Annotated in this window: 13 protein-coding genes; 7 read left to right on the plus strand and 6 right to left on the minus strand. The window is 72.7% G+C overall.

Annotated features, from left to right (window positions below):
* The first annotated feature begins 64 nt into the window (after window positions 1–64).
* Entirely contained in the window at window positions 65–736 is a 672-nt protein-coding gene (locus ABFX81_RS12440) for a class I SAM-dependent methyltransferase (RefSeq protein WP_086843797.1), read from the plus strand.
* Between the two features lie 20 nt (window positions 737–756).
* On the opposite strand, the gene ABFX81_RS12445 is transcribed toward ABFX81_RS12440, so the two are convergent.
* Window positions 757–1,149 (minus strand): FHA domain-containing protein, encoded by a 393-nt coding sequence (locus tag ABFX81_RS12445; RefSeq protein ID WP_150480606.1) that lies wholly within the window; start codon window positions 1,147–1,149, stop codon window positions 757–759.
* Between the two features lie 88 nt (window positions 1,150–1,237).
* Between ABFX81_RS12445 and ABFX81_RS12450 the strand changes: the two genes are divergently transcribed.
* The gene (locus ABFX81_RS12450; RefSeq protein WP_086843800.1) at window positions 1,238–1,645 is read left to right on the plus strand and encodes a DnaJ family domain-containing protein; all 408 of its coding nucleotides are present in this window, start codon (window positions 1,238–1,240) and stop codon (window positions 1,643–1,645) included.
* A gap of 22 nt (window positions 1,646–1,667) precedes the next feature.
* Here ABFX81_RS12450 and ABFX81_RS12455 read toward each other — a convergent pair whose 3' ends face one another.
* Both ABFX81_RS12455 and ABFX81_RS12460 read right to left on the minus strand, forming a co-directional pair.
* Window positions 1,668–2,270 (minus strand): hypothetical protein, encoded by a 603-nt coding sequence (locus ABFX81_RS12455; protein WP_428837165.1) that lies wholly within the window; start codon window positions 2,268–2,270, stop codon window positions 1,668–1,670.
* 5 nt (window positions 2,271–2,275) lie between these two features.
* A complete protein-coding gene (locus ABFX81_RS12460; RefSeq protein ID WP_190146801.1) occupies window positions 2,276–2,992 on the minus strand; it encodes a hypothetical protein in 717 nt (238 codons plus the stop codon).
* Between the two features lie 168 nt (window positions 2,993–3,160).
* Here ABFX81_RS12460 and ABFX81_RS12465 point away from each other — a divergent pair, with 168 nt between their 5' ends.
* A complete protein-coding gene (locus tag ABFX81_RS12465; protein ID WP_086843802.1) occupies window positions 3,161–3,652 on the plus strand; it encodes a GNAT family N-acetyltransferase in 492 nt (163 codons plus the stop codon).
* Between the two features lie 58 nt (window positions 3,653–3,710).
* Here ABFX81_RS12465 and ABFX81_RS12470 read toward each other — a convergent pair whose 3' ends face one another.
* Window positions 3,711–5,762: a DHA2 family efflux MFS transporter permease subunit gene (locus tag ABFX81_RS12470; RefSeq protein ID WP_086843805.1), complete on the minus strand. Its 2,052-nt coding sequence runs from the start codon at window positions 5,760–5,762 to the stop codon at window positions 3,711–3,713.
* 1,257 nt (window positions 5,763–7,019) lie between these two features.
* Here ABFX81_RS12470 and ABFX81_RS12475 point away from each other — a divergent pair.
* Window positions 7,020–7,913, plus strand: coding sequence for a peptidoglycan-binding domain-containing protein (locus tag ABFX81_RS12475; protein ID WP_346138059.1), 894 nt, complete (start codon window positions 7,020–7,022; stop codon window positions 7,911–7,913).
* Window positions 7,914–7,940: 27 nt separating this feature from the next.
* Window positions 7,941–8,471, plus strand: coding sequence for a chloramphenicol phosphotransferase CPT (gene cpt, locus ABFX81_RS12480; RefSeq protein WP_086854952.1), 531 nt, complete (start codon window positions 7,941–7,943; stop codon window positions 8,469–8,471).
* 49 nt (window positions 8,472–8,520) lie between these two features.
* On the opposite strand, the gene ABFX81_RS12485 is transcribed toward cpt, so the two are convergent.
* A complete protein-coding gene (locus ABFX81_RS12485; RefSeq protein ID WP_086854953.1) occupies window positions 8,521–9,180 on the minus strand; it encodes an HAD-IA family hydrolase in 660 nt (219 codons plus the stop codon).
* A 201-nt stretch (window positions 9,181–9,381) separates the two neighbouring features.
* Window positions 9,382–9,963 carry a TMEM165/GDT1 family protein gene (locus ABFX81_RS12490; protein ID WP_086604837.1) on the minus strand — a complete coding sequence of 194 codons (582 nt, stop codon included), beginning with the start codon at window positions 9,961–9,963 and terminating at the stop codon, window positions 9,382–9,384.
* A 398-nt stretch (window positions 9,964–10,361) separates the two neighbouring features.
* On the opposite strand from ABFX81_RS12490, the gene ABFX81_RS12495 reads away from it, so the two are divergent.
* Window positions 10,362–11,006 (plus strand): GmrSD restriction endonuclease domain-containing protein, encoded by a 645-nt coding sequence (locus tag ABFX81_RS12495; protein ID WP_086854954.1) that lies wholly within the window; start codon window positions 10,362–10,364, stop codon window positions 11,004–11,006.
* Window positions 11,007–11,086: 80 nt separating this feature from the next.
* Entirely contained in the window at window positions 11,087–12,724 is a 1,638-nt protein-coding gene (locus ABFX81_RS12500; RefSeq protein ID WP_086854955.1) for a DUF7800 domain-containing protein, read from the plus strand.
* Window positions 12,725–12,771: the final 47 nt, after the last annotated feature.

The raw sequence follows: 12,771 nt of genomic DNA on the forward strand, positions 1-12,771 counted from the left end.
CCACGTATCTTCATCACCGCCACTAGTTAGGAATGCTAACTATGCGTACGAAAGGTAGAGGTGCATGAGCGAGTCGCACGTCTGGGACGAGGTCGACGCCTACTTCACCGACCGCCTCGCCCCGGACGACGAAGCCCTGGCGGCCGCCCTGCGCGACAGCGACGCCGCCGGGCTGCCGCACATCAACGTCGCGGGCAACCAGGGCAAGCTCCTCCAGCTCCTGGCCCAGATCCAGGGCGCCCGCCACATCCTGGAGATCGGCACGCTCGGCGGCTACAGCACCATCTGGCTGGGCCGCGCCCTGCCCGCCGACGGGCGGCTGGTCTCCCTGGAGTACGACCCCAGGCACGCCGAGGTCGCCGTCCGCAACATCGCCCGCGCCGGCCTGGACAAGCTCGTCGAGGTCCGGGTCGGCCCGGCCCTGGAGTCGCTGCCCCAGCTGGCCGACGAGAACCCGCCCCCCTTCGACCTGGTCTTCATCGACGCCGACAAGGTCAACAACCCGCACTACGTGGAGTGGGCCCTGAAGCTCACCAGCACGGGCAGCCTGATCGTCCTCGACAACGTCGTCCGCGGCGGCCGCGTGACCGACGCGGAGAGCACGGCCCCGGACGTGACGGGCACCCGCGCCGCGATCGAACTGATCGGCAGCCACCCGAGGTTGAGCGGTACGGCGATCCAGACGGTCGGCATGAAGGGGTACGACGGGTTCGCGCTGGCGCGGGTGCTGGCGTAGCGCCGGCGGTCGTCGGGCGCTCAGACCTCGTGGAAGAAGCCCACGTTGACGCTGCGCGGGGCGGTGCGGTCCTGGACGATGACCTCGCCGCTGCCGCCCCTGGGCAGCGGGACGGTGCCGCCGTAGGCGAGGGGCTGGACGTACTCCCCCACCGTGAGCCGGACTTCGGAGGACGGGTCGGGCTGGGAGCCGCGCAGCCACGTCAGGTGCCAGGTCCCGTCGGCCCCGCACAGGAACTCCAGGTGGACGCGGGAGACGAACAGCCAGTCGTCCGGCGTCGACAGCCGGCACACCGACTTGTCGCGGCCCACCCGCAGCACGGCACCCGGCTCGCTGGGCGCGTCGGCCATGAGCATGCCGGCCGTGGCACCCTCCTCCGCCGCGGACACGGCGGCCATGGTGAGTTCGAGCACGTGCGCTCCTTCTGGGACGTCCTGGTGGGTCTTCAAGCCCGCCGCATGATAGAACGCCAGGCCGCACGGTGTCCGGCACAATGGGTTCATGACCGAGCGAAAGCCACCCGGCGTCGACTTCGAGTCCTGGGTCGACAAGCAGATCCGTGAGGCGGAGACACGCGGCGAGTTCGAGCGGCTGCCGGGGGCGGGCAAACCGCTGCCGGCCGATGTGGACTCCACCTACGACGAACTGTGGTGGGTCAAGCGGAAGATGGCCCGTGAGGGCCTCTCGGTCCTGCCACCGGCGCTGGCGCTGCGCAAGGAGGCGGAGGACGCGCTCCTGGCCGCGTACGCGGCTCCTTCGGAGCAGGCCGTCAGGAAGATCATCGGCGAGATCAACGACAAGATCCGCGACATGATGTTCAAGCCGCCGCCCGGGCCCCCGCTGGGAAAGAAGCCGTACGACGTCGAGGACGTCGTACGGCAGTGGCGGGAGCGCCGGGCGGACCGGTGACCGGGACTCGGGAGCACCCGGCTCAGACGTGCAGGAGCCGTTCCGCCAGCTCCCGGTAGTCCTTCAGGGCCAGACGGAGTTGCTCGGTGTCACCGCTCGACACGGGCTTGCCCTCGCCGCCCTCCACGGACTGCCAGGAGTGCCGCAGGGTGCGGCGGCGCTGCGTGACGGCCTCGGTGAACCGGGCCGCGATCTCCTCCAGCACGTGGTCGGCCTCCTCGACGGCGGCCCGGGGGGCGTCGACGAACTCGGCGACGGCGTGGTGCAACTGGGAGACGAGTTTGTCGGACTCGTCGTGCGGGAGCAGGTGCGTGCCGTGTGCTGCGGAGGCTCCCGGGGTGCCAGGAGTTCCTGCGGTCTCGGAGGTCCCGGCGGTACCGGTGGTCCCAGGCGTCCCGGTGGTCCGGGAAGTCCCGGGCGTCGCGGGAGTCCCGAAGGTCCGGGAGGTTTCCGCGGTTCCCTCTCCGGTGGCACGATCCGTCGGGCCGTCGATGCCGTGCGGCGCCGTGCCGTGGCCGGTGCCCAGGGCGGTCTCACCTCGGGCGTCGGGACCGGCGGAGCTACGGGCGTCCGGACCGGCGGAGCCGCGGGTGTCGTCGCCGGGCGGTGGGGTCATGTTGGACATCGATCTCAACTCTCCTTCGCCTGACGTCGGTGGAGCGCCCACGGCATGTGTCCGTCGCGGGTGGCCGGGGCCTTGCGGCCGCCGTTCAGCCCGGCCTTGTGCCGTCCGCCCTCATGGCGTCCGCCCAGGTGCGGGCCGGCGGCGTGGCCTCCGCCGTCGTGGCGGGCCGGCCGCACCAGCTCCTCGAACAGGGCGCGGGCCGCCACCATGGCCTCACGCATGTCTTCCGTACCGGTGCCGCCGTCCCGGGCGTCGTCCGCGCGCAGGTGCGCCGCGCGGTGCACGCGCCGGTAGCCGTCCACGTGGTGGGCGTGGTGCACGGACAGCGCGGCGAGCTGTTCCTCGTACTGCCCGCCGTCCGGGAAGCCCCGGGCACCGGCGAGCTCCGCGAGGAGCCGGTCCGCCTCGGCGACCGCCTCCCGCGGCGAGTCGACGAACCGCTCCTGGGCGGCCGTCCAGCGCGCCTCGTACTGCTCGCGCTGCGTCGGCTCCAGCGCTCGTTCGCGCAGGTCGCCGTGGCGCTCCACGCGCTCGGCGAGCTCGCGCTCGGCGGCCTTGGCGTCGCCGTCGTGCCGGGCGACGGCCAGGTCGTACTCGGGTCCGAAGCGCCGCTTCAGGCTCGGGCCGCGCCGAGCCCCTCGGGCGCGCAGGGTCATGACGGCCGCGATGATGACGACGGCCGCCGCGATCACGATCAGAGCAATGATCAGGCCAGTGGACATGAATGCCTTCCGGGTTCTCGGCCCAACCGGCTCTCCTCGCGAGCCGGTTCGCCGACCGGGTAGCCCGGAAGCAGGCCCCCAAACGGCGTCCGGGCCGCCCCCGGGGCGCGCACACCCCCGGGATATCGGGTTGCGGCCCTGGCAGGGCACCCGCCGAGAATGCCGGTCATGACCTGGACCGTGGCCCCGGAACCGTACGACTCCCCCGTCGCCGCCGCCCTGTGGCGGGCGTACTACACCGAGGTCAGCGACCGCTGGTACCTGCTGCACGAGGGGCACCGGACCGACCCGGACGAGCTGGAGCGGGAGATCGCCGCCCAGCCGGGCGCCGAACTCGCGCCTCCGCGAGGTCGGTTGCTGGTCGCCCGGTACGGCGGTGAGCCGGGCGGCACGGCGGGCGTACGGCTGCTGGACGGCACGACCGCCGAGCTCAAGCGGGTGTTCCTGCGCGAGCCGATGCGCGGCAAGGGTGGCGCCGCGCTCCTGGTCGGGGCCGCCGAGGACGCCGCCCGTGCGCTCGGCGCCGGCCGGATCGTGCTCGACACCCGCGGCGACCTCGTCGAGGCCCGCGCCCTCTACGCGCGGCTCGGCTACACGGAGACCGAGCCGCACAACGACGAACCGTACGCCGAGCACTGGTTCACCAAGCGCCTCACCTGACCGTCCGCCGACGGCGCCTCAGCCGGAGCACGTCACTTGACCACCCGCCTTCGGCGCCTCAGCCGAGGTGCTCCACCGGACGGACCTCGGAGGGACGCTCCCGCCTGGATCCGCACAGTTCGCCGTTCAGCTCCCGCACGAGCTGCACCAGATCCGTCGGCCGGTCCGGCCCCCACCAGTCGCCGAGCAGCACGGCTAGGGACTCCTCACGGGCCTGGGCCAGCCGCTCGGCGACCTCGCGTCCCCGGTCGGTCAGGACCATGTCGAGGCCCGTGCGCACGGCGAGCCCACGCTCCTCGACCTGGCGTACGGCCTCCATGATCACCGGCAGCGCCACGGGCGTCCGCTCGGCCAGCACGGCCGGTTCCACCGAGCCGTACCGCCTGATCCGCAGCAGCACCCAGCTCGCCGCGGGCAGCAGGTCGTAGCCCGCCCGGGCGGTGATCTCCCGGTAGATCTCGCGCCGCCCCGCGCGGGTGCCGAGCACCGACAGCGCGCGGCACACCTCGTCGTACGAGGACCGCTGGACGGGGTTGCTGGCCAGGGTCTCCGTGACGTCGGGCGCGGTGACCGAGCCGCGCAGCCGGTCCTCCTTCAGGAACCAGGCCAGCACGAAGCCGAGGAGCGCGACGGGGGCGGCGTACAGGAAGACGTCCGTGATGGAGACGGCGTACGCGTGCAGGGCCGGCGGGCGCAGACCGGGCGGCAGGGCGGCGATGCCGCGCGGGTCGGCCTCCAGCGCGGCCACGGAGACGCCGGGCGGTAGCCGTGCTCCCCGGAAGGCGTCCGTGAGCTGGTCGCCGAGCCGGTTCGCGAAGACCGTGCCGAAGACGGCCACGCCGAACGAGGCGCCGATGGAGCGGAAGAAGGTGGCGCCGGAGGTGGCGACGCCCAGATCCTCGTACGGGACGGCGTTCTGCACGATGAGCACGAGGACCTGCATCACCAGGCCGAGTCCGAGGCCGAAGACGAAGAAGAAACCGCTCAGCTCGGCGGTGGAGCTGTGCTCGTCGAGCTGGTGGAGCAGGAGCAGCCCGAGGGTGGTGACGCCGGTGCCGGCGATCGGGAACACCTTCCAGCGGCCGGTCCGGCTGACGAACTGCCCGGAGGCCGTCGAGGCCAGCAGCAGCCCCAGCACCATCGGCAGCATGTGCACACCGGACATGGTCGGGCTGATGCCCTGCACGACCTGGAGGAAGGTCGGCAGGTAGACCATCGCGCCGAACATGGCGAAGCCGACGACGAAACTGATCACGGCGGCGAGCGTGAAGGTGCGGACGCGGAAGAGCTTCAGGGGCAGGACGGGTTCGGCGGCCCGCCGCTCGACGGCCACGAAGACGACGGCGAGGACGACGCCGAGCACCGCGAGCCCGACGGTCTGTGCGGACCCCCAGCCCCAGGTCGTGCCCCCGAGGGAGGCGACGAGCACCAGGCAGGTGGCGACGGCCGCGATGAGGAAGGTGCCGAGGTAGTCGATGACGTGCCGCTGCGTCCGGCGCGGGATGTGCAGCACGGCCGCGATCACGGCGAGCGCCACGATGCCGACGGGCAGGTTGACGTAGAACACCCAGCGCCAGCTCGCATGCTGCGTGAGCAGACCGCCCAGCAGCGGCCCGAGCACACTGGTCGCCCCGAACACGGCCCCGAACAGCCCCTGGTAGCGCCCGCGTTCACGGGGCGGGACGAGATCGCCGACGATCGCCATCGACAACACGATCAGCCCGCCGCCGCCGAGCCCCTGCACGGCCCGGAACGCGATGAGCTGGGTCATGTCCTGCGCCGTGCCGCACAGCGCGGAGCCGACGACAAAGATCACGATCGCCGTCTGGAACAGCCGCTTGCGGCCGTACTGGTCGCCGAGTTTGCCCCACAGCGGGGTCGCGGCGGTCGCGGCCAGCAGGTAGGCGGTGACCACCCAGGACAGGTGATCCATGCCGCCGAGCTCGCTGACGATGGTGGGCAGCGCGGTCGACACGATGGTCTGGTCGAGGGCGGCGAGCAGCATTCCTAGGAGCAGGGCGCCGATGGAGACCAGTACGTTCCCGGACACCTGCTCCCGGTCGGCGGCGCCCCGGTCCGGCACCTTCGTGACGTGCGCATGCCCGGCCATGAGACCTCCCGAGGGTCCTGTGACATTTTCCATCGTGACCGGTGTGACGGGGTATGGCCCGCCGAGTCCTTTTGGAAGCTTTCATTCCGGGGGCTCGTCATCCGCACTGTGGAGAAGATCTGGATAATCTCTGGAGTTCGCGAGGGGAGGGAGGAACGCGTGGAACAGCCGATCGGCCACCCGTGCCCGGAGTGCGGCACGCCCAGAAAGCCGGACAACACCCCGTCCTGCACCTGCACCCAGCGAGCCGCAGAGGCCCTGCGCAACGCCCGCACGACCGATGCGGCGGCAGCGGAGGACTTCGACCCGCTGCGGATCCGCCCCTACGTCGAACTCACGCCCGACACGCCCACACGGTCCCCAGAGAACGAGGGCACGCCGGGCCGGCCCATGTCGCCCTCGCATACGGACGCACCCACGCGGGCAGGCGGCAACACTGCGCGACGCACCCGCGCGGACGGTCCGACCACGCCCTCACCCTCGACGGGCCCCGAGCAGCCCACCCGGGCGGCCGACGGCACCCCACGGCAACCACACGCGGACGACAGGCCCACGCGTACGGGGGCTTCCCACGCCCGGACGCAGACCCCCGAAGGCGCCCCGCACCGGACGCCCGGGCGACCGGCCGACCACGCCCCGCGACCGTCCCAGACCCACCCGTCGGGGCCCCGGCGCGAGGACGGCCCCGCACAGCCGTCCCCGGCGGACCATTCCGCCTCGGCCCCCCATGCCCAGGCCTCCCCTGCCGACACTCCCGCCCGGGCGGGCGAAGGCGCCCCCCGAGGGAGCCGCGCGGATGGTCCGACCACGCCTATGGAGGCCTTGGGCGCCGAGACCCCGGCGCGGGCACCCGAAGGCGCTCCACGACGGGTCCCTGGGCGGGCTGCCGACGACAGCCCGCGACCGCCCCGGACCCACCCGGCGGGGCGCCCGCGCACCCACGACCCCGCACAGCCGTCCCCGGCGAACCGATCCGCCTCGGCCCGCCATGACCGGACGTCGCCTGCCGACACGCCCGCCCGGGCGGGCGGAGGCACTCCGCACCGGACCCGCGCGGACGGTCCGACCGCCTCCCCGCACACGGAGGCCGCGCACGCCCAAGCCCCCGCACGGGCCACCGACGACGCCCCGCGACGGTCCATGACGAACCCCGGTCCGGCAGCCGGCAATGCTCCCCGACCGCCTCAGGCCCACCCGGCGCAGCCCCCGCACACCGACGGCCCCGCATGGGCGCCCGACGACGCCCCGCGACGGTCCGTGACGAACCCCGGGCAAGCCCCGCGCGCCGAAGGTGCCGCACCACCGCCCTCCCCCGCCGACACCACCATGCCCCTGCGCCCGGTCGACCCGGACGCGACCACCGTGCTGCCGGCCTCGCCCGACACTTCCGTACTGCCGGCCTCGCCGGACACCTCCGTCCTGCCCACGCCGCTGGCCCCCGCGGCGACCGAGCCCAGCGTCACCGATCTGCGGCTCTTCGACAGCACGGGACGACCGGACCGGGGCAGGCCGGAAGCGGACGAGTCCGGCCGGAGGCCCCGGCGTCGGCGGCGCAACGCGCTGCTCGCCACGGCCGCCGGGGCCTGTGTCGCCGTGGTGGCCGCGGCCGGGTACGCGAGCGGGATGTTCTCCTACGAGGCGCCGTCCCGGAACAGCGCGCTGCCGGACGACCTCCGGGCGAGTGTGCCGGACGCCCCGTCGAGCAGCGCGGCGTCCAAGCCGCCGGCGGAGAGCACCCAGGCCGCGCCACCCGCCCCCGCCTTACCGCCGCCGTCGGCCACCCGGAGCCCCTCGGCCTCCCCGTCGCCGTCCACGCCGAGCGCCTCGCCGAGCCCGTCGCAGTCGGCCACCCCGTCGGCATCCCGGACGTCCGCCCCGGCCAGCCCGGAAGACGCGCCCCCGGACCGATCCCGCCAGAACAGCGGCCCCACCGTCCTGCGCCCGGGCGACCGCGGCCCGGAGGTCACCGAACTCCAGCTCCGGCTGCGCCAGTTGTCCCTGTACGACGAGGACACCGACGGCGACTACGACAGCCGGCTCGAGGAGGCCGTCCGCACCTACCAGTGGTCACGCGGCATCCAGACCGACGATCTCGGCGTCTACGACCGGGAGACGCGGGCCAAGCTGGAGTCGGAAACCAAGGAGCCGTGACCGGCTGGAGCGCCCTACTGTGACGCCGTGACTACTCAGGTGATCGTTCTCAACGGCGGTTCGAGCTCCGGCAAGTCCGGGATCGTACGGTGCCTGCAAGAGGTGCTGCCGGACCCGTGGCTGGCCTTCGGCGTCGACTCGTTCGTCGATGCGCTGCCCGCGAAGATGCAGGGCTCGGAGGGAGGGATCAGCTTCGCCGCGGACGGCGGGGTGAGCGTGGGCGCGGAGTTCCGCGCCCTGGACGCGGCCTGGACCGAGGGCATCGCCGCGATGGCCCGTGCCGGCGCCAGGATCGTCGTCGACGACGTCTTCCTCGGTGGACCGCACTCCCAACAGCGCTGGCAGAAGGCCCTGGACGGACTCGACGTGCTGTGGGTCGGCGTCAGGTGCGACAGCGCGGTCGCCGCGGGGCGTGAGACCGCCCGGGGCGACCGGGTCCGGGGCATGGCCGCCTCACAGGCACACGTGGTGCACGAGGGCGTGAGCTACGACCTGGAGGTGGACACCACACACACCGAGTCCCTGGTGTGTGCGCGCACCATCGCCGCCCACGTCTGACCGACCCGACCCCTGATGACCGTAGCGTCCGTCACCCGATATACATCCGTCATCCGATATGCAGGCGGATCGTCCCGTCCCCCGCGGCCTCCACGCGCACCTGCGTGAGGTCGTCCACCACCACGTCCGGCGCGTGGGACGCGGCCCGGGGCCCGACCCCGACCACCGTCATCCCGGCGGAGCGCCCGGCCGCTATCCCGGCCCCGGAGTCCTCGAACACCACACAGTCCGCGGGCGCCACACCCAGCTCGGCGGCGCCCTTCAGGAAGCCCTCGGGGTCGGGCTTGCTCGCCCCGACGGACTCCGCGGTCACCCGCACCTCGGGCAGCTCCAGCCCGGCCGCGGCCATCCGCGCCGTCGAGAGCGGAACGTCGGCGGAGGTAACGAGCGCGTGCGGCAGCCCCCGCAGCGAGGCGAGGAACTCCGGCGCTCCGGGGATCGGGACGACACCCTCGGTGTCGGCCGTCTCCTCGGCGAGCATCCGGGCGTTGTCCGCGTAGTTCTGCTCCATCGGCCGGCCGGGCAGCAGCAGCGCCATCGACGCGTATCCCTGCCGTCCGTGGACGACCTTCATGACCTCGTCCCCGTCGAGCCCGTGCCGCTCGGACCAGCGCCGCCAGACGCGTTCGACCGAGGCGTCGGAGTTGACGAGAGTGCCGTCCATGTCCAGCAGGAGGGCGCGGGCGGTGAGCACGGCGGTGGCCGTCATCGGCAGCTCCAAGGCTCAGGGCTCGGACGAGGGCACACGGCAGCCCCCGGAGGAACAAGGCGGCCCCGCCCGCCGGTCAGGGAAAACGGGCGAGAGCCACTTTGTTTCTCCACGGTACAAAACATCCCCGGATAGCGCCAGGGCCCACCGCAGACGTTCACCCACCGTTCAGCTCACCCCGGCTCACCCGGTCGCCCCGGCTCACCCGGTCACGGCCTCCCACAGGCTCCACACCCCGAGAGCGAGCATCACCAGCGCCGCGATCTGCGTGATCAGCCGCAGCGGCACCTTCTTCATCAGCGCCTTTCCGCCGACGATGCCGATCCCGGCCACCGCCCACAGCGCGAGCACCGCGCCCAGGCCGACGGAGAGCGGGTCGTCGTAGCGGGCGGCCAGGTTCGCGGTCATGATCTGCGTGAGATCGCCGAACTCGGCGACCAGGATGAGCATGAACCCCGCGCCCGAGACCTTCCAGAAGGACTGGTTCTCCGGCTTGCGGACCTCTTCCTCGTCCTCGCCCTTCTTCAGCAGCAGGACCGCGGCCCCGCCCAGGAAGAGCACGCCCGTCAGCGCCTGCACGATCTGCTGCGGCAGCAGCGTGAGCACGCTGCCCGCCGCGACGGCGAGCGCGACATGCAGCGCGAACGCGGCGGCGACACCGGCGAAGACGTAGGAGGCGCGATAGCGGGTGCCGAGGACGAGGCCGGCCAGGGCGGTCTTGTCCGGCAGCTCGGCGAGAAAGACGACGCCGAAGACGACGGCCGTCACGGTCAGGCTGATCAAGGGTTCCTCAATCGGTCGGGGCTGCCCCACCGAGAGTGCTGGATCTTCACACACGACACCTCGGCACGGCAGCACACTCGGCACCCGTGCGTGGGGCACGGGCGTGCACTGCTTGCCGAAGGTCTCGCTGGCGGGGCCCCTGGACGGACCAGTAGGACCTGCCTCCGGGCGCCGGCTCAGGCGGGCTGAGCAGTGTGTCGACGGTCCGGCGAAGAGCTACTCCCCTTCTGCGCCGTCCATCGTACGCGACACCCCTGGAGCGAAAAGTTCCGCCTTAAAGCTTGTCATGTCATGCACGCGTCACTAACTTCTCACCGGGCGCACACCTCCCCGCAACACGGCGCGACGAGCATTCCCTCGCTCGCAGCCCAACGCCCCCACCCCTCAAGGGAGTTCGCATGCCGAAGTTCTACGCGCGTCGACGGCTCAGCATACTCGCGGGCCTCACCGGTCTCATAGCCTCGGCCGGCCTTCTCAACGGCCCGGCCGCCTCCGCCGCCCTGCCCACCCCCGTCAGCGGGGCCACCGCCCGCTCCTACCTCGCCTCGCTCACCGTGGCCCCCGAGGACCGCACCGGCTACAACCGCGACCTCTTCCCGCACTGGATCACCCAGTCCGGCTCCTGCAACACCCGCGAGGTCGTCCTCAAGCGCGACGGCTCGAACGTCCAGCAGGACTCCTCCTGCGCCGCCACCAGCGGCAGCTGGTACTCCGTCTACGACGGCGCCACCTGGTCCGCCGCCTCCGACGTCGACATCGACCACCTCGTCCCGCTGGCCGAGGCCTGGGACTCCGGCGCCGACTCCTGGACGACCTCCCGCCGTCAGTCCTTCGCCAACGACCTGACCCGCCCGCAGCTCATCGCGGTCACCGACAACGTCAACCAGGCCAAGGGCGACCAGGACCCGGCCACCTGGATGCCCTCCCGGACGACGTACCGCTGCACCTACGTCCGCGCCTGGGTCCAGGTGAAGTACTACTACGACCTCGCGGTCGACTCGGCCGAGAAGTCCGCGCTCCAGAACTACCTCGCGAACTGCTGACACGCGCGATTTCCGTGTCGGAACCTCCCCGCTGACCTCCGTCGTTCCGTACCGTACGGGGCGACGGAGAGGGGGCCACGATGGCCGGACTGCGGCTCGGACCGCTGCTGAGGTACACCGACGGCTCGTCCGCGACCGTATGGGTCGAGACGAGCCGTCCGTGCACGGCCGCGGTGCGCTGCGCCGACGGCGCCGGCGGCACGGCCCCGACCTTCCAGGTGGCGGGTCACCACTACGCGCTGATCCCGGTGACCGGCCTCACGGCCGGTACGTCCACGACGTACGAGGTCCTCCTCGACGACACCCCCGTGTGGCCCCTGCCCGACTCCCCCTTTCCGCCGTCGGCGATCCACGCGCCGGACAGCGAGGGCGGCCTCCGCGTCGCCTTCGGCTCCTGCCGCTGGGCCGCCCCGCCGGCCGGCGGGCACGACCCCGTGGGCCCGGACGCCCTGGACGCGCTGGCCACCCGCCTCGTGGCCGACCCGGAGGGCGAGCGTCCCGACGTCCTGCTGCTGCTCGGCGACCAGGTGTACGCCGACGAGACCTCCGAGACGACGCAGCGCTGGCTGTCGGCCCGCCGCGATCTGAACGACCCGCCGGGCAACGGGGTCGCGGACTACGAGGAATACACGCACCTCTACTACGAGTCGTGGCTCGACTCCCGCATCCGCTGGCTGCTGTCCACCGTGCCCAGTTTCATGATCTTCGACGACCACGACGTCATCGACGACTGGAACACCTCCGCCGCCTGGCTCGACGACATGCGGGCCACCGGCTGGTGGCAGGAGCGGCTGCTGAGCGGCCTGATGTCGTACTGGGTCCACCAGCACCTGGGGAACCTCTCACCTGAGGAACTGGCGGCCGACCCGGTGTACGAGGGCGTCCACAAGGTCCCCGACGGCACCGACGTGCTGCGCACCTTCGCCGCCCGGGCCGACGCCGACGCGGCCACGGCCCGCTGGAGCTACCGGCGCGACTTCGGGCGCGTACGCCTGCTGATGATCGACAGCCGGGCGGCCAGGGTCCTCGCCGAGGACCGCCGCGCGATGCTCGACCCGGGCGAGGAGGCCTGGCTGCGCGAGCAGGTCCTGGACAGCCCCGGGTCGTACGACCACCTCCTCCTCGGCACCTCGCTGCCCTGGCTGCTGCCGCACCTGGTGCACGACGCCGAGGGCTGGAACGCGGCGCTGTGCCGGGGCGAACGGGGCGAGCGCTGGGCGCGGGTCGGGGAGAAGGTGCGGCGGGCCGCCGACCTGGAGCACTGGTCGGCGTTCCCCGAGTCGTTCGCCGGGCTGGCGGATCTGATCGCCGAGGCAGGCTCGGGGCGGGACGCCCCGGCGACGGTGTGCGTGCTGTCCGGGGACGTGCACCACGCCTACATCGCCGAGCCCTCGTGGTCCGGGCCGGGTCCCGACTCCCGGGTGGTGCAGCTCGTCTGCTCACCCGTCCACAACTCCGTCCCCCTGTCGATCCGGATGGCCTTCCGCGTCGGCTGGAGCGCGGTGGCGCGCGCGTTCGGCCGTGGCCTGGCCCGGCACGGGCGCCTCCCCCGGCCGCCGGTCGGCTGGCGCAAGACGGGCGGCCCCTGGTTCGGCAACCAGCTGATGACGCTGACCCTGCGCGGCCGTTCGGCACGGCTGCGCCTGGAGCAGGCACGGACACGGGAGGGACAGGGCCCCCGCCTGACGACGCTCCTGGACTCCGAGCTTGCCCCGTAACGGACCTATTACGACCCTTTCTTGCCCCGGTGACCGTGATGCTCGTG

It is taken from the genome of Streptomyces coeruleofuscus, assembly GCF_039532725.1.
Taxonomy (GTDB): domain Bacteria; phylum Actinomycetota; class Actinomycetes; order Streptomycetales; family Streptomycetaceae; genus Streptomyces; species Streptomyces coeruleofuscus.